The organism is Pseudarthrobacter sp. 01T43 (assembly GCF_056398665.1).
The window spans coordinates 32049-49108 of record NZ_JBFTPV010000026.1 but is presented as its reverse complement, the minus strand read 5'-3'; the positions used below and the strand labels follow the sequence as shown (position 1 = coordinate 49108).

14 protein-coding genes are annotated in these 17060 nt (G+C 65.0%); 7 read left to right on the top strand and 7 right to left on the bottom strand.

What is annotated here, in order from left to right:
* A partial coding sequence (locus AC1DIM_RS17550; RefSeq protein ID WP_477711778.1) for a transglycosylase SLT domain-containing protein occupies positions 1-219 on the top strand: 219 nt, incomplete at its 5' end.
* Between the two features lie 73 nt (positions 220-292).
* On the top strand, positions 293-2383 hold the full coding sequence (pknB, locus tag AC1DIM_RS17545) for a Stk1 family PASTA domain-containing Ser/Thr kinase (protein ID WP_441438356.1): 2091 nt from the start codon (positions 293-295) through the stop codon (positions 2381-2383).
* A gap of 88 nt (positions 2384-2471) precedes the next feature.
* On the opposite strand, the gene AC1DIM_RS17540 is transcribed toward pknB, so the two are convergent.
* Both AC1DIM_RS17540 and AC1DIM_RS17535 read right to left on the bottom strand, forming a co-directional pair.
* A complete protein-coding gene (locus tag AC1DIM_RS17540; RefSeq protein WP_477711777.1) occupies positions 2472-3863 on the bottom strand; it encodes a class II 3-deoxy-7-phosphoheptulonate synthase in 1392 nt (463 codons plus the stop codon).
* A 65-nt stretch (positions 3864-3928) separates the two neighbouring features.
* Complete coding sequence (locus tag AC1DIM_RS17535) at positions 3929-4657, bottom strand: lysophospholipid acyltransferase family protein (RefSeq protein ID WP_477711776.1); 729 nt, start codon at positions 4655-4657, stop codon at positions 3929-3931.
* A gap of 111 nt (positions 4658-4768) precedes the next feature.
* Here AC1DIM_RS17535 and AC1DIM_RS17530 point away from each other — a divergent pair, with 111 nt between their 5' ends.
* The 3 genes from AC1DIM_RS17530 to AC1DIM_RS17520 are packed head-to-tail and all read left to right on the top strand — an operon-like array spanning position 4769 to position 7084.
* Positions 4769-5620, top strand: coding sequence for an alpha/beta hydrolase (locus AC1DIM_RS17530; RefSeq protein ID WP_477711775.1), 852 nt, complete (start codon positions 4769-4771; stop codon positions 5618-5620).
* A complete protein-coding gene (locus tag AC1DIM_RS17525; protein ID WP_477711774.1) occupies positions 5617-6411 on the top strand; it encodes an alpha/beta hydrolase in 795 nt (264 codons plus the stop codon). Before AC1DIM_RS17530 ends, AC1DIM_RS17525 begins: the two co-directional genes overlap by 4 nt.
* Positions 6404-7084, top strand: a complete 681-nt coding sequence (locus AC1DIM_RS17520) for a hypothetical protein (RefSeq protein WP_477711773.1) — start codon at positions 6404-6406, stop codon at positions 7082-7084. Before AC1DIM_RS17525 ends, AC1DIM_RS17520 begins: the two co-directional genes overlap by 8 nt.
* 100 nt (positions 7085-7184) lie before the next feature.
* Here the strand turns inward: AC1DIM_RS17520 and AC1DIM_RS17515 are convergent, their stop codons facing one another.
* Positions 7185-8276, bottom strand: a complete 1092-nt coding sequence (locus AC1DIM_RS17515) for an ROK family glucokinase (protein WP_477711772.1) — start codon at positions 8274-8276, stop codon at positions 7185-7187.
* A 178-nt stretch (positions 8277-8454) separates the two neighbouring features.
* Here AC1DIM_RS17515 and AC1DIM_RS17510 point away from each other — a divergent pair, with 178 nt between their 5' ends.
* A complete protein-coding gene (locus AC1DIM_RS17510; protein WP_477711771.1) occupies positions 8455-10275 on the top strand; it encodes an AMP-dependent synthetase/ligase in 1821 nt (606 codons plus the stop codon).
* Between the two features lie 109 nt (positions 10276-10384).
* Here the strand turns inward: AC1DIM_RS17510 and AC1DIM_RS17505 are convergent, their stop codons facing one another.
* Positions 10385-13780: a pyruvate carboxylase gene (locus tag AC1DIM_RS17505; protein WP_477711770.1), complete on the bottom strand. Its 3396-nt coding sequence runs from the start codon at positions 13778-13780 to the stop codon at positions 10385-10387.
* A gap of 303 nt (positions 13781-14083) precedes the next feature.
* Here AC1DIM_RS17505 and AC1DIM_RS17500 point away from each other — a divergent pair, with 303 nt between their 5' ends.
* Positions 14084-14905 (top strand): ParA family protein, encoded by an 822-nt coding sequence (locus AC1DIM_RS17500; protein ID WP_477711769.1) that lies wholly within the window; start codon positions 14084-14086, stop codon positions 14903-14905.
* A gap of 85 nt (positions 14906-14990) precedes the next feature.
* Here the strand turns inward: AC1DIM_RS17500 and AC1DIM_RS17495 are convergent, their stop codons facing one another.
* From AC1DIM_RS17495 to ftsR, 3 genes are all read right to left on the bottom strand, one after another.
* Complete coding sequence (locus AC1DIM_RS17495; protein ID WP_477711768.1) at positions 14991-15587, bottom strand: MerR family transcriptional regulator; 597 nt, start codon at positions 15585-15587, stop codon at positions 14991-14993.
* Between the two features lie 236 nt (positions 15588-15823).
* Positions 15824-16327, bottom strand: a complete 504-nt coding sequence (locus tag AC1DIM_RS17490; protein ID WP_477711767.1) for a bifunctional nuclease family protein — start codon at positions 16325-16327, stop codon at positions 15824-15826.
* Complete coding sequence (ftsR, locus tag AC1DIM_RS17485; protein ID WP_477711766.1) at positions 16327-17043, bottom strand: transcriptional regulator FtsR; 717 nt, start codon at positions 17041-17043, stop codon at positions 16327-16329. Before ftsR ends, AC1DIM_RS17490 begins: the two co-directional genes overlap by 1 nt.
* Positions 17044-17060: the final 17 nt, after the last annotated feature.

Sequence of the window (17060 nt, the reverse complement as noted above, 5' to 3'; positions counted from 1 at the left end):
TCCCAATTGGTGGGACGCAAGCTCAACATCCTCGACCCGTATGACAACGTGACCGCCGGCGTCGCCATCATCCGGGCGCTCGTCAACACGAGCAAGGACTTGAATACGGCCATCGCAGGCTACTACCAGGGCCAGTACTCGGTGAGCAAGCACGGCATGTACGACGACACCAAGGCCTACGTCGCCTCGATCCTGGCCCTCAAGAAGAACTTCAGCTAACTCGCGGCGCACAACACGGGCCCGGATCGCATGTCGATTCGGGCCCGTGTTTTTGCTCAACTAGGATCGTAGGGTGCAGGAACAAGTTTCGGACCAACTCCTCGGATCCCTCGTGGACGGGCGCTATCTGGTGCGATCGCGCCTCGCGAACGGCGGAATGTCAACCGTCTATCTCGCCACCGACGAACGGCTCGACCGCGACGTGGCGCTCAAAGTGCTGCATCCGCACCTGGCCAATGACCAAAACTTCCTCGACCGTTTGCAGCGCGAGGCCCGGGCCGCGGCGAGCCTTTCCCACCCGCACGTCGTAGGCGTCCTCGACCAAGGACAGGACGGCCACATTGCATACATCGTCATGGAGTACATCAAAGGCCATACTCTGCGCGATGTCCTCAACGAGAAGGCGGCGCTTCCGCCCCGGCTTGCCTTTGCACTGATCGACCCCGTCATCGAAGGGCTCGCGGCCGCCCACGCGGCAGGGCTGATCCACCGCGACGTGAAACCCGAGAACGTCCTGATCGCCGACGACGGCCGCATCAAGGTGGGCGACTTCGGCCTGGCCCGGGCCGTCACGGCGACAACCAGCACCGGCGCCCTGATCGGCACGGTCGCATATCTGGCTCCCGAGCTCGTCCTCGGCAAAGCCGCCGATGCCCGGAGCGACATCTACTCCACCGGCATCATGCTTTACGAGATGCTTACCGGCGGGCAACCTTATGCCGGCGACGTCCCCATCCAGGTTGCCTACCAGCACGTCAACGCGGCCGTCGCCCCGCCGTCGCTCGCAGTCCCCGGCCTTGCCGCGGACGTGGACGAACTCGTCCAGTGGTGCACCGCCAAGGATCCTGAAGAGCGTCCTGTGGACGGTTCGGCGCTCTTGTCTGAACTGCGGCACATCCGCACAACCTTGAGCGACGCGCAACTGGATATCAACCCGCCGGCCGCAAAGGCGGCAACGCCGGAAGGACAACAAGACGCGGCCGGGGCAACCGCGGTAGTCGCCCCTTTCCCTGCCGAACGTACGGAGCCCCTGGAACGGATAGGCCGCCCGACGGAGATTATCTCAAGCCAGCGCAATCCCACCACGGTGCTTCCGCCGTCGGGATTCTCTGCTGGCGCCCCGGCTTTCGACATCCAAGTGCCACAGGACCGCGAACCCCTGGATCCGGCGGAAGCCCCGCCCAGCAAACGCGACATCAAGCGCATGGAGCGCCAGGAAGAAAAGGACCGCGCCCGGGCGGCGGCAACGCCGTCGCGCTCTTTGCGGGAAGGCAACCCGCGCCGCCGGGCCGTGATCTGGACAATTGTCGTGATTGTCCTGGCGATCCTGGCCACAGCGGCGGGCTGGTTCTTCGGCATGGGGCCCGGCTCGCCCGGAACCATACCGGACACCAAGAACAAGACCGTTGCCGAGGCACAACAGCTCCTAAGAACCGCGGGCTTCCAGTCCGAGCCAAAAGACGTGTTCGACGACGACGTCACTGCAGGGTTGGCGGTTGGAACGGAACCCGCGTCCGGCCAGGTAGTCAGGAAGTTCCAAGCGGTGTCGCTCTTCGTCTCGAAGGGTCCACAGTTGTTCCCGCTTGCCGCGATGACCGGCCTGACACTCGACCAGGCAAAGAATGCCCTTGGCGTGGCGGGGATGACGCTCGGCAAAGTCACCGAGCAGTATGACGACAAAGTGCCTTCGGGCACCGTCATCTCCCAGTCCCCGGCCCAGGACACCGCAGTCCGCCACGGCACTCCGGTGGCACTGGTGGTTTCCAAGGGACCGCAGCCCCTCCCTGTACCGGATGTCCGGGGCATGACCCAGCAAGCCGCCGTCAAAGCGATCAGCGACGCCGGATTGACCGCCAAAATTGCGCCGGAACCCGTCAACGACAAGAAGGTCCCCGCGGGGGCCGTGGTCAGCCAGGCCCCTGCCAACGGAACCCTGATCCGCGGCGACTCCGTCACCCTGACCCTGTCCAAGGGTCCGAAGATGGTGCACGTCCCGAACTTCATTGGCAAGCAGGCCGATGCCGCCCGCAAAGCCTTGGAGTCCCTCGGGTTCGAGGTCAAGATCAACAACATCCTGGGCGGCTTCTTCGGCACTGTCCGGGACCAGAACCCCGTGGACAGCGATGCACCGGAGGGCTCCGTGGTCACCTTGACCGTCGTATAGGGCCCCGCATACAGGAAAGGCGATCCGGAACCGTTCCGGATCGCCTTTGCTGTATTGGGGCCGCTGTTTGACCACCGCTTGGTGGGGCCTACCGCTTGGYSAGKGCTCCRGCCACSAGGAAKGCCATCTCGAGGGACTGCATGTGGTTCAGGCGGGGATCGCASACYGACTCGTASYTGTCCAGGAAGGCTTCCTGGTCCACAGGATCSGCGCCGCCRAGGCATTCCGCGACGTCGTCGCCGGTCATCTCCACGTGCAGGCCGCCGGGAACGGTGCCCAGGGCGTGGTGCACTTCGAAGAACCCGCGCACTTCGTCAATGACGTCGTCGAAATTGCGCGTCTTGTAGCCGTTGGGCGACGTGACGGTGTTGCCATGCATCGGATCCGTGACCCACAGGACCTGGGCGCCRGAAGCGGTGACCTTTTCGACGACGGCGGGAAGCTTCTCGCGGATGTTTCCCGCGCCCATGCGCGTGATGAATGTCAGCCGGCCGGGCTCGCGTTCCGGGTCCAGTTTGTCGATGAGGCGCAGGGCGTCGTCCCCGGTTGTGGACGGGCCGAGCTTTACGCCGATCGGGTTGCGGACCCGGGAGAGGAAATCGATGTGGGCGTGGTCTAGCTCGCGTGTGCGCTCCCCGATCCATAGGAAGTGCGCCGAGGTGTCGTAAGGTAACCCGGTGCGGGAGTCGATGCGCGTGAGGGCCCGCTCGTAGTCCAGCAGCAGGGCTTCGTGGCTCGCGAAGAATTCGACCCGCTTGAGCGCTTCGAAGTCGGCGCCGCAGGAGGCCATGAACTTGATGGCGCGGTCGATATCCCGGGCCAGTGACTCGTAGCGTGCGTGTGCGGGATTCTCTGTGAAGCCTTTGTTCCACTGGTGCACGGAGCGCAGATCCGCGAACCCGCCCTGGGTGAACGCCCTGATGAGGTTCAGCGTGGAAGCCGACGTGTGGTAGGCCCTGAGCATCCGGGCAGCGTCGTGGCCACGGGATTCAGGAGTGAACTCGTACCCGTTGACGATGTCGCCACGATACGCCGGCAAGGTCACACCGTTGCGGGTCTCATCGTTGGAGGAGCGGGGCTTGGCGAACTGCCCGGCCATCCGGCCCATCTTAATGACGGGCATCGCTGCACCGTAGGTGAGTACGACTGCCATCTGGAGGATGGTTTTGACGCGGGCGCTGATCTTGTCCGCGGTGGCGGCTTCGAATGTCTCCGCACAGTCGCCACCCTGGAGCAGGAACGCTTTGCCTTGCGCCGCAGCTGCCAGCCGCTCGCGCAGGACGTCTACTTCGCCGGCAAAAACCAGCGGCGGGACCACGGAGAGTTCGCGGACCGAGGCATCGAAAACGTCCTTGTCCTGCCAGCTCGGCTGCTGGGAGATCGGAAGATCCCGCCAGTGATCAAGGCCAGGATAATTGGCTGCTCCGCTCTGGGCGGTGCTGGACAGCGAAAAGGCAGGTTTTGCAGATAGCTCAGTCACTATCTAAGACTAATGCGCGCCGGACTCTTCGGAACACCTGGCCGTCACGCGTCCCGGGAGCGGCGTCACAGTGTGCCGGCGGACGTGTCCTTGCCTTCCGGACCGGCCGTCTCGGCGCCGGCGAGCCGGAGCTTCACGACGGCGGCGTATTCGTCCACGTACTCCTGGCCGGAGAGCCGCATCAGCTCGAACATGATCTCGTCCGTGACTTTGCGCTGCACCAGCCGGTCATCGGCCTGGTCCGCGTACTGGCTGAAATCCAGGGGCGCCCCAAAAATCATGCCGATCCGCCGGATATTGGGCAGGCGTTTGCCGATCGGCTGGACCTTGTCCGTCCCGATCATCGCCACCGGAATGACCGGGACGCCGGCCTGCAGGGCAAGCCTGGCCACGCCGACTTTGCCGCGGTACAGGCGCGCATCGGGACTCCGGGTCCCCTCGGGATAGATCCCCAGCAAGCCTCCGCTGGTGAGGACATCCATGCCGGCGTTCAGTGAAAGCGCAGACGCTGCCCCGCCGGACCTGTCCATGGGCAGTTGGTTGGTGAGCCTGAAGAACATTGCCGTCAGCCGGCCTTTGACACCGGTGCCCGTGAAGTACTCGGACTTTGCCAGGAAAACGACGGGCCTGGGGACCATCAGCGGCATAAAGATGGAGTCGGAAAAAGACAGATGGTTCGAAGCGATGATGGCCGCGCCCCCCGCCGGAACGTTGTCCAGGCCCTTGACCCAGGGGCGGAAAAGAAGCCGCAGCACCGGCCCCAGGAAGATCCTTTTCATGACCCAATAAAACACGTGTCGAACCTCTCCGGAAGCCTGCCGGCCAGCCCTCCGTTGGGTCAGGCCAGCACTTCAATGAAACCCTACTCTAGTGAGATTTGTCGCGAAGAGTGACACGATGGAGTCATGACAGAAAGCAGCACACCGCCCCGGCCTGCCGCTTTCAGCTACCCCGGCCACGGACCTAACGCCAGGACCGGGATCGCCATCTGCCACGGCTTTACCGGCAGCCCGCTTAGCGTCATGCCGTGGGCTGAGGAGCTCGCCGCGCAGGGATTTGCCGTGTCGGTCCCCCTTCTCCCGGGGCACGGGACTGATTGGAGGCAGCTTGCGCGCTGCCGCTGGCGGGATTGGTACGGAACCTTCGAAGCCGCATACCAGGAACTGGACGCCCGCACGGACCACTGCTTTGTGGCCGGCTTGTCCATGGGCGGTGCCATCGCACTGCTGACGGCCGCCCGGCACCCTGTGGCAGGCGTTTCGGTGGTGAACCCGGGGCTCAGCTTCTACGACCGCCGCGTCCGGGTCATCGGGGTACTCAAGTATTTCCAGCGGACCACGCTGCCCCTCCAGGAGGAACAGCCGACGGCGGCAGTAACCGACGACGGCGACTACTCGCGCACGCCGTTGGCAGCCGTGCATGAGCTCAAGAAGCTGTTCGGCGCAGCCGTCCGCGGTCTGAACAAGGTTAACGCCCCGGTGCAGGTCTTCAAGTCCAGGGCAGACTCCGTGGTGCCGCCCACCTCGCTTTCGACGCTGCGGCACCGGCTGGGTCCCCGGCTGGTTGAAGTGGTTGATCTCCACAACAGCGGCCACGTGGCAACCCTTGACCTTGACGCTCCAGAGATCTTCAACCGTTCCATCCGGTTCTTCCTCGACCATTCGGCCAGCGACCAGTCGGCCAGTGACCGCTCCGGCGGCACGGCAGAGCCAGTCCCCACTGCAAACGCCGCCCAACCCACCTCGGAGACTTCATGACCAGCCTTCCGGACCACAGCCCGTTCAGCAGCCCGGCCGGCGGTGACGGAGCCCGGGTCGGAGTGGTTCTCTCGCACGGGTTTACGGGCAGCCCGCATGGGCTCCGTACCTGGGCCCAGTCACTCGCCGACGCCGGCTTCGCCGTTCGCATGCCCTTGCTCCCGGGCCACGGGACCAGCTGGCAGGAGCTGGCGCGGACCCGCTGGACGCAGTGGCATGCCGCCCTTGACGACGCTTTCCTCGAACTCGATGCCCAGTGCGACCATGTCTTCGTCGCCGGGCTGAGCATGGGCGGTGCGCTTGCACTGAGGATCGCCGCCACCAGGCCGGTCACCGGCGTGATCCTGGTCAACCCGGGCCTGGTCATCGACGATCCGCGCGCCCCGCTGGCCGGCATCCTCAAGCTGGTTCTGAAGAGCACTCCGGCGATCGCCAACGACATCCTGAAACCCGGTATGGACGAAGGGGCCTATCCACGGACGCCGGTGGCCGCGGCCCATGAACTGAACAAAATGTTCAAGGACACCATCCGGCTGCTCCCCCGTGTTACCGCCCCTGTCCGGGTGTTCCGTTCCACGGTGGACCACGTGGTTTCAGACTCGAGCATCGTGGCCCTGCGCCGCGGCCTGGTCAACGCTCGGCTCACGCTGTCCGCACTCGAGAACAGCTACCACGTAGCAACACTGGATAACGACGCCGAGGACATTTTCCGCGGGTCCGTGGACTTCATCCGGACCGTGCTGGCCGAGGCTGCGGCAGCCGATCTTAAGGAGCGTGCTGCCCATGACTAGGCCCGATTCCGGCTCGCCGGACCAGAGTGCAAACCAGGACGACGCTGTCTGGCTCGATCTTGTTGCCCGGCTGGAGGGCACAAGCTTCGCCGAAGGGAGCACGGCGGACGGGAGCACGGCGAAGGACGGCCCGGCGCCGAACGCTCCGGACAATCCAAACGATCCGGACATTCCAGATGCTGAAGGACCCGATGCCCCGGGTCCAACCCCGTCCCTGGCTCCAGGCACCACGCCCGGACGGCCCGCAACTTTCCGCGACTTTGATCCCCTGGGCCTTGCCGGCCGGGCCCCCACAGAGTTGTCCGCGGCCGAGCGTTCGGCGGCAGCCCGGAGCGGCAGCGCCGGTCAACCACGGTCCGGCGGGGCTACCGGCACCGGACAGGATGGCCATGACATCCAGGGCAGCCCGCGGGACTATGCGGTGGAGGACGACGGCGGCGACTTCGTCCCGGAGGAACCGCCAAGCCTTTCCGGAACGGACCCGCTGACCATGCTTGCGTGGCTTGGCGCGGTGGGTGGCCCAATTGCCCTGCTCCTGTCGGCCATGTTCTGGAGATCAGCGCCGCTGCTGGCCATAGTTGGCATGGTGTCAGCCTTCATCCTGGCCGTGGTCTACCTGATCATGAAGCTGCCCCAGGAAAAAGACGACAACGACGACGGCGCCCGCGTCTGAGCTGCTCGCCGCAGCGGTCCCCACTCAGCGGTGTCGTCTGGGCGTTTTCGACTGAGCGTTTTCGACTGAGCGGTTTCGCCGGCAGTGTTAGTTCCGCGCCTCAGCCGCGCGTGCGGCTGCTGACGCGCGACAGATCCGCTGCTCCGATGAGCCCGGCGTTGGGTCCAAGTGCTGCCAGTTCGATGCCGGCGGCGGGACGGAAGCCGCGGCCCGTCAGATTCCTGGCGAACGCTTTGCGGGCCGGTTCCACCAGCAGATCCCCGGCTGAGCAGAGCCCGCCGCCAATCACAAAGAGTCCCGGGTCCAGCGACGCGGCGAGATTTGCCAGGCCCAGGCCGAGCCACTCTCCCACTTCGTCGAGGAGCTCACGGCAGGCGGCGTCACCGGCTAGGGCAAGCTCGGTAACGATCGCCCCGGTGATCCGGTCCGGTTGTCCTCCCACCGCAGCCAGCAGTTCCTGCGCCACCGGCGAATTGGCCGCCGCCAGGATCCTTGCTTCGCGCCCCAGGGCATTGCCCGAGGCATATTGTTCCCAACAACCCCGGTTGCCGCACTCACAACGGTGTCCGCCCGGCATGATGATCTGGTGGCCAAATTCACCGGCGACACCAAACCGGCCCCGCTCCAGGCGGCCGTCCATCACCATCGCGCCGCCGATGCCCGTGCCCAGGGTGATGCACACCAGCCGGCTCTCCCCCTGCCCGGCACCAAAGCGCCATTCCGCCCACGCCGCGGCATCGGCGTCGTTAGTCAACAGGACGGGCCTGCGCAGCAGGCGCTGCAGATTGGCCCGCAAAGGCTCGTTGCGCCAGGCCAGGTGGGGGCTGAAAAGTACTGTGCCGCCGTCGAGGTCCATCCAGCCGGCCGCCCCGATACCCACTGACCGGATCCGGTGACCGGCGCCCAGCTCGTCCACGAGCTCCACGATGACCCGCTCCACGGCCCGCGGATCGCTGCCGGGCGTGGATCGCCGCGCCTCGCTGAGAATCCGGCCGTCGGTGTCCACCACTCCGGCGGCCACTTTGGTGCCACCGATGTCGATGCCGATCGCCAGCCCCTTGCGCCCGAGCCGCGGGTTCGCGCGGAACCCCTCCCCGCGCCAGGTCTGTGTGCGGCCAGCCCGGGGCCGCTGCCGCCAGGGCACCGGCCGGCTGGGCGGACTGGCCTGCTCACGGGGGGACGCTGCGTACATAGTGACTCATTCTAGGCGCGACGCCGGGCCCGGTTCCGGTAGGCCGGCCCCGTGCCGTCCCCGTACCCTTTGACTCGCATGTTACTGGCCAGTAGGTTTAGGACAGCACGACCACGTTGCAGGCGTATTAGTCTTTAGGGACACCCGGCGCGGGTCCACGGATATCAAAGGAGCTATAGTGCGCGAATTCAGTGTTCCGCCACTGGTTGTTGTCCCACCGGAAACCAACATCACCGATCTGGTGCTGCGGCAGGCCGCCAAGCCCAGCAACCCGGCATTGTTTTCCCGGCTCGACTCCGCGGGCGCCTGGCGCGACATCTCCGCAAAGGACTTCCTGGCGGACGTCTCTGCGCTTGCAAAGGGTTTGATCGCAAGCGGTGTTGCCGCCGGCGACCGGGTGGGCATCATGTCCCGCACACGCTACGAATGGGCGCTTGTTGACTTTGCCATCTGGTTCGCCGGGGCCGTCTCGGTGCCAATCTACGAGACGTCATCGCCGTCGCAGGTCGCCTGGAACCTCGGCGACTCGGGCGCCGTTGCCGCCTTCGGCGAGTCCGCCCACCACGAGGACATCATCCGCCAGGCTGCCAGTTCTGAGGGCCTCACGGCGCTGCAGCACGTCTGGCAACTCGACGGCGCCGGGCTGGACGCGGTCCGTGAGGCGGGGCGTGATGTCAGCGATGCCGACCTTGAGGAACGCCGGACATCCGCCAACCTCAGCGACGTAGCTACCGTCATCTACACCTCCGGCACCACCGGCCGCCCCAAGGGCTGCGAGCTCACACACGGCAACTTCGTTGAACTCTCCGACAACACGCTGGCGATCCTGGGCGACGTCGTCAATGAGCAGGCCAAAACCATCATGTTCCTGCCCCTGGCCCACGTTTTCGCGCGCTTCATTTCAGTCCTCGCCGTTGCCGCCGGCGCCACCGTGGCACACACTCCCGACATCAAGAACCTTCTCGCTGACCTGCAAAGCTACCAACCCACCTTCATCCTGGCTGTCCCCCGCGTGTTCGAGAAGGTCTACAACTCGGCGCTGACCAAGGCGGAGGACGGCGGCAAGGGCGCCATCTTCCATCGGGCCACCGAGACCGCCATCGCGTTCTCCAAGGCCCGCCAGGCCGGACACGTGGGACTGGGGCTGAAACTCAAGCACATGGTGTTCGACAAGCTGGTGTATGGAAAGCTGCGCGCTGCCATGGGCGGAAACGTGGCCCATGCAGTGTCCGGCGGCGGACCGCTCGGCGAACGGCTTGGCCACTTCTTCCAGGGCATCGGCCTGCAGATCCTGGAGGGTTACGGCCTGACGGAGACCACCGCACCCATTTCGGTGAACACCCCGGCCCTCATCAAGATCGGTTCGGTGGGAAAGCCCCTGCCGGGCAACTCGGTCAAAATTGCCGACGACGGCGAAATCCTAACCAAGGGCGTCTGCGTCATGCGGGGCTACTACAACCTTGACGGCCTGACATCGGAAACCTTTGCCGACGGCTGGCTGCGCACCGGTGACATCGGACGCCTCGATGAGGATGGCTTCTTGTGGATCACCGGCCGGAAGAAGGAAATTATCGTCACTGCCGGCGGCAAAAACGTCATCCCGGCCCTCCTGGAAGATCAGATCCGCGCTGACGCGCTGGTCTCGCAGGTCCTGGTTGTCGGTGACAACAGGCCCTTCATCGGCGCCCTGGTCACCCTCGACCCGGAAGCACTCCCCGGCTGGCTGCATCGCCATGGGCTGCCCGAGTCCACCAGCCTGGAGGAGGCAGTGGAGAATCCTGTGGTCAAGGCAGCCGTGCAGGATCTCATTACGCAGGCCAACAGTTCGGTGTCCCAGGCCGAAGCCATCAAGTCCTTCCGGATTGTCGCGTCCGACTTCACGGAGGCGTCCGGCCATCTGACCCCGTCCATGAAAGTGAAGCGCGCCCAGGTGATGAAGGACTTCGAGACAGTCATCGACGAGATGTACGCCGCGAAGCGCACCACCAACGTCAAATAGGACAAACGCGTCATACAACTGACGCGGGACAACGATCGCGGGGTCACTTCCCGCCCGATAAACCGTGTTTATTGGGCGGGAAGTGACCCCGCGATGCTGGTAGGGGGCCTTACTCCACTACCAGGAGCAGGTCACCGCCCTGGACCTGCTCCACCGCTGAAATGGCGAGGCGGGAAACCTTGCCGCCCACCGGCGTCGTGATGGATGCTTCCATCTTCATCGCTTCAATGGTGGCCACGGTGTCACCGGCCTTGACCGTATCGCCGGCCTTCACCGTCACCGTGACAGCGCCCGCGAACGGCGCGGCGACGTGGCCCTGCTGGGCAGGATCCGCCTTCTCGGCAGCCTTGACGTTGCTCACCACGGAACGGTCACGGACGACGACGGGCCGGGACTGCCCGTTCAGCGTGCACATCACCGTGCGCATGCCCTTTTCGTCCGGCTCGGAGACGGCCTCCAGCGAAGCAATCAACCGGACACCCTTTTCGAGCTGGATCTCGTGCTCGGCGCCACGCTGGAGGCCGTAGAGGTAATCGCGGGTGTCGAGCACAGAGATGTTGCCGTAGGTTTCCACGCTCTTGAGGTAGTCCTTGGTGGGACCGTCGAAGAGCAGCCGGTTCAGGGTACGCTGCCGGGCCTTGGAATCGCCCTTGAGCGCGGCGCTGTCCTCGGGGCTGAGCTCAACATCGCGGACCTTGATGCTGCGCCCCTGGAGTGCCTTGGTACGGAACGGTTCCGGCCAGCCTCCTGGCGGGTCGCCGAGTTCACCGGACAGGAACCCGATGACGGAGTCGGGGATGTCGTAGTTTTGCGGGTTCTCGTTGAAGTCGGCCGGATCGGCGTTGAGTCCCACCAGGTGCAGGGCAAGATCGCCCACAACCTTTGACGACGGCGTGACCTTCACCAGGCGGCCGAGGATCCGGTCCGCCGCGGTGTACATGTCCTCGATCGCCTCGAAGCGCTCGCCCAGTCCCAGCGCCATGGCCTGCTGGCGCAGGTTGGACAGCTGGCCGCCCGGGATCTCGTGCTTGTAGACCCGGCCGGTGGGGCCCGGCAGGCCCGACTCGAACGGTGCATAGACACGGCGAACGGCTTCCCAGTACGGCTCCAGTGAGCTGACTGCGTCCAGGTCCAGGCCGGTGTCCCGCGGGGTGTGGGCCAGTGCCGCCACGAGCGCAGAAGCCGAGACCTGGCTGGTGGTGCCGGCCAGGGAGGCCGACGCGACGTCCACAGCGTCCACGCCGGCGTCAACTGCAGCCATCAGGGTAGCCAGCTGCCCGCCTGCGGTGTCGTGGGTGTGGAGGTGGACCGGAAGGTCGAAACGCTCGCGCAGGGCGGACACCAGCTTGGCCGCGGCCGCCGGCCGCAGCAGGCCGGCCATGTCCTTGATGGCCAGGATGTGGGCGCCGGCGTCCACGATCCGCTGCGCGAGTTCCAGGTAGTAATCCAGGGTGTAGAGCTTCTCGTCCGGGTTCAGCAAGTCGCCGGTGTAGCACAGGGCCACCTCGGCCACTGCAGTTCCGGTGGCCCGGACAGCACGGATGGCAGGCGCCATCTGGTTCACGTCATTGAGCGCGTCAAAGATGCGGAAAATGTCGATTCCGGTGGCCGCAGCTTCGTTGACGAAAGCCTCGGTCACCTCTTCCGGGTACGGTGTGTAACCAACGGTGTTCCGGCCCCGCAGCAACATTTGCAGGCAGACGTTGGGCAGTGCCTTCCGGAGGGCCGCCAGGCGGTCCCAGGGGTCCTCGCCCAGGAAGCGCAATGCTACGTCGTAGGTGGCGCCGCCCCAGGCTTCAACGGACAGGAGCTCCGGCAGCAGCGCGGTGACTGCCGGGCCGGCCGCCACCAGGTCACGGGTCCGTACCCGGGTGGCAAGGAGCGACTGGTGGGCGTCGCGGAAGGTGGTGTCAGTGACCGCGACGGCCGTCTGCTCCCGCAGTGCCTTGGCGAAACCTTCCGGGCCGAGCTCCTGGAGACGCTGGCGGGAACCGGCCACCGGCTGCAGATCGCCAACGGCAGGCAGCTTCGCCGCCGGATCCGAGTGTACGGTGAGCTCGCCGTTGGGCTTGTTGACTGTCACTTCGGCCAGCCAGGTCAGCAGCTTGGTTCCGCGGTCAGCAGAGACCCGGGCCTTCAGGAGCTGGGGACGCTCGTCAATGAAGTTGGTGGCCACATCACCGGCAATGAAGTCCGGATCGTCCAGCACGGCCTGCAAAAACGGGATGTTGGTGGATACGCCCCGGATGCGGAATTCGGCGAGAGCACGGCGGGCCCGGGCAACAGCCGCCGGGTAATCGCGGCCACGGCAGCTCAGTTTCACCAGCATGGAGTCGAAGTGGGGGCTGATCTCGGCACCTGAGTAAACGGTGCCGCCGTCGAGCCTTACACCGGCGCCGCCCGCGGAGCGGTAACCGGTGATCTTCCCGACGTCGGGACGGAAACCGTTGGCAGGGTCCTCGGTGGTGATGCGGCATTGCAGAGCTGCGCCCCGGAGCTTGACCGTCTCCTGCGACAGGCCCAGGTCCGCGAGGGTTTCGCCGGCCGCGATCCGCAGCTGAGCCTGCACCAGGTCGACGTCGGTCACTTCCTCCGTGACAGTGTGTTCCACCTGGATGCGGGGGTTCATTTCAATGAAGACGTGCTGGCCCGCCCGTTCGCCGACCGTGTCCACCAGGAACTCGACGGTTCCGGCGTTGACGTAGTTCAGGGCTTTGGCGAACGTCACGGCGTCGCGGTAAAGCGCCTGGCGGATCCCTTCGTCCAGGTTGGGCGCGGGCGCGATCTCAATGACCTTCTGGTGACGTCGCTGGATGGAGCAGTCACGCTCGAACAGGTGCATAACGTTCCCCTCAGCGTCCGCCAGGATCTGCACCTCAATGTGACGGGGGCGGAGAACTGCCTGCTCCAGGAACATCGTGGGATCGCCGAAGGCCGCATCCGCCTCGCGCATTGCCGCCTGCAGTGCTTCGGGCAGGGCCTCGCGTGTGTCCACGCGGCGCATGCCGCGGCCGCCACCGCCAGCCACGGCCTTGGCAAAGATGGGGAACCCGATCTCGTCGGCAGCCGCGATCAGTTCGTCCACGTCCTTGGACGGTTCGCTCGACTTCAGGACAGGTACGCCTGCTTCACGTGCGGCCTTCAGCGCTGCCACCTTGTTACCGGCCAGTTCCAGCACCTCGGCCGGCGGCCCGACAAAAGTGATGCCCGCCTCCTTGGCGGCGCGGGCCAGGCCGGGGTTTTCCGAGAGGAAGCCGTATCCGGGGTAGATGGCGTCGGCCCCGGATTCCTTGGCCACCCGCACCACCTCGGCAACGTCAAGGTAGGCGCGGACGGGGTGCCCCTCTTCGCCGATCAGATACGCCTCGTCGGCCTTCTGGCGGTGGATCGAGTTGCGGTCCTCGTTGGGAAAGACAGCAACGGTCTTGGCGCCCAGCTCGTAGCTGGCGCGAAAGGCCCTGATCGCGATTTCTCCGCGGTTGGCCACCAGAATCTTGGAAAACATACTTCTCCTGCATCATCGCCGGTGTATCGATAGGTGGTGACAGTGTCTAAGAACTGTGCGGACAAACACAAATCATTGTGGCCACAGTCACAAAAACTTCCGTCATGTCCCGCGTGAATCGACGGACGCTCGCATATTCCGGCCGCTGACCTCACCGCGAAGCCATGTCGGCCTCCCTTAAGGCGGTAATCGCCGGCATGGCCACATATGATGAGTACGGCGGCAGGGGCCGCCCGGCTTCGGCACTTCCGGAGCAAACATTACCCCCAACACGGCATCCGGCGTTAGGTTTTGGTCTCACAAGTGCAAGTAGTCAGCATCAGCAGCCTCAAGGGCGGAGTCGGCAAGACTTCCGTCACCACAGGATTGGCGTCTGCGGCGCTTGCCGCGGGCATTCCCACACTCGTGGTGGACCTGGATCCCCATGCAGACGCGACCACAGCCCTCGGCGTCCAGCCCGGCGACCAGCTGGACATCGGCAGGATGCTTAAGAGCCCGCGCCGCGCCAAGCTGGCTGAGAACGTAGCGGTCAGTTCCTGGACCGCACGGACGCACGCGAACGGATCCGGACCGGCAGTACTGGACGTCGCCGTGGGCTCCGCGTATACCGGCATCTACGACCGTCCGGACCTTGGCCGCCGCGACCTCCGCCGGCTCTCGTCAGTCCTGGCCGGTTCCGATCGTTATGACCTGGTCCTCATCGACTGCCCGCCATCCCTGAACGGACTGACCCGGATGGCCTGGTCCGCGAGCGACAAGGTGGCACTCGTGGCCGAGCCCGGGCTCTTTTCCGTGGCCGGCACGGAGCGGACCATGCGCGCCATCCAGCTCTTCAAGCAGGAATTCGCCCCCAACCTTTCTCCCGCGGGCATCATCGCCAACCGCGTACGGACCGGCTCGTCCGAACACACCTACCGGCTCGCCGAGATGGAGTCCATGTTCGGCGAGCTGCTGTTGAGCCCGCGGATTCCCGAGCAGGCGAACTGGCAGCAGATCCAGGGTGCCGCCCACCCTGTGCACCACTGGCCGGGAGAGTCGGCCAAAACCTCTGCGGCACTGTTCGATGCCCTGCTGGTCAACCTTCTCGCGGCTGGCAGCGGATTGCGCAACCGTACCCAGCGCTGATCCTTACGGACACGATCCCGGACATAAGAGAGGCCACCCCGGCCTGAACATTTCAGACCGGGGTGGCCTCTTTTTCTGCCTTATGTCAGCTTATTTTACGTGCCGCACGCCGTTTGCTCAGCTCGTCGTCGGGAAAGGACTGCACTGCCGCGTGTTCGCTGGGCAGGGAAGCCAGGCTACCCTCGACCTCACGCCAGACCCGGCCCACAGCGATGCCGAAGACGCCTTGGCCGCCCTGGACAAGGTCAATTACTTCATCGGCGGACGTGCATTCGTAGACGCTGGCGCCGTCGCTCATGAGCGTGATCTGTGCCAGATCCTCCACGCCGCGTTCGCGCAGGTGTTCCACGGCCGACCGGATCTGCTGAAGCGAAACACCGGTGTCCAGCAGGCGCTTGACTACTTTGAGTACCAGGATGTCCCGGAAACCATAAAGCCGCTGCGAGCCCGAGCCGGCAGCACCGCGGACGGCGGGCTCAACCAGGCCGGTACGCGCCCAGTAGTCCAACTGGCGGTACGTGATGCCCGCGGCTTTGCAGGCCGTTGGGCCGCGGTAGCCTGCGTCTTCGTCAAGGACAGGGAGGTCTTCGGTAAACAGGAGCCCCTGGGCACCGCTCGCGGGCACAGCCATACCGGTCGTCGTGGGCTGCTTCAGTCCGCCTGCTTCGCCTTTGGGACTCACCTGAACCTCCTTCATATAAGCTCCCGGGGACCACTGCACCAGCCAGTGCACGCATGAAGTCCATGTGTGTAATTCGCGGGGGTCGTACTTTTACAGTGTGACTTGCGCGGCTGCTGTAAGCAATGGGAGCTTGATACCTTCGACGTTAGGCCCGCGGAGGCCGCAGGTCAAAGACCTTGAACCGATCCCGAAGGCGTGTCGGAACTTTCAGCCTCAACTTTAACCTTAATGAGACCTCAGCCGTCGAAATCCTCCGGTTCCACGTCATCCAGGAACTCGCGGAATTGCCGCAGCTCCCGCTCTTCGTCCACCGTGGGGCCCGGCTCGGTATCCTCGCCCTCATCGTGTTCGGTGATGCGGACCCCGGCCTCATCCATCACCGAATCAGCGCACCAGATGCGGCACTTTGCCCGCAGCGCGATGGCGAGGGCGTCTGAAGCGCGGGAACTGACGGTGGTGCCGTTCTCAAACTGGAGTTGACCGTAGAAGATGTTGTCCTCGACGGCGACGATGTTCACGCTGACAACTGAATGCCCGAGGGACTCCACAACGTCCACCAGGAGGTCGTGGGTCATGGGACGCGGCGGGACTACCCCTTGCTGGGCGAGGGCGATGGCGCTGGCTTCCGGCGTTCCAATCCAAATGGGCACGTGGCGCTCACCATGCATCTCACGCAGAAGGACCAGCGGCTGGTTGGAAGGCAGTTCGATGCGAACGCCTACGATCTCGACTTCGATCATCAGATGTCCATACGGGAGATGCGGTCCTGCACCAGGGCACGGTGCAGGACCAGGCAAAGGTCGGAAATTTCGCGGGCTGCTTCGGCTGCCCGCGCCTGGGAAGCGGAATCGCGCCGGGACGCCAACGGGGCAACTGCCCGCTCCACGAGCCCAAATTCGCGTTCCGCGGCGGCCTGGAAAGGACGCAGGTGGCGCGGCTCCAGGCCGTGCCCTTCCAACTGCACACATGCCCTGGCCACTTGGAGCGCATGCTCATCAAACTTGCCGTTGCTGTGGCTGATGAGGCCAAAGCTCAGCAGCGACTGGAGCAGCGGGACGCTCGCGCCGGACTCGGCCCTCAGCTGCTCTTCGCTGAATTTCCGTCCACGGTTTTGGAGCTCCGCTGCCAGTTCCTCGGAGACGATCCGAGGCGAAACCACGACGCCGGGCGGCAGGTTTTCGGGGCGTTCTCCCCTGTCAATCGCATCAAGGTAGTCCTTGATGACCTTAAGGGGAAGGTACTGATCGCGTTGCAGGGCAAGCACAAAGCGGAGGCGCTCAACATCGCTCTCTGCGTATTGCCGGTATCCAGCGGGGGTCCGGCGCGGATTGATGAGTCCCTTTTCCTCAAGGAACCTGATTTTCGACGCACTCATACCCGGGAAGTCGGCGCTGAGTTGGGCGAGGACYTCCCCGATGTTCAGGATTTGGGGTCCCCTGCGTTCAGGTTGTGCCATTGCCACAGGCAACTGTC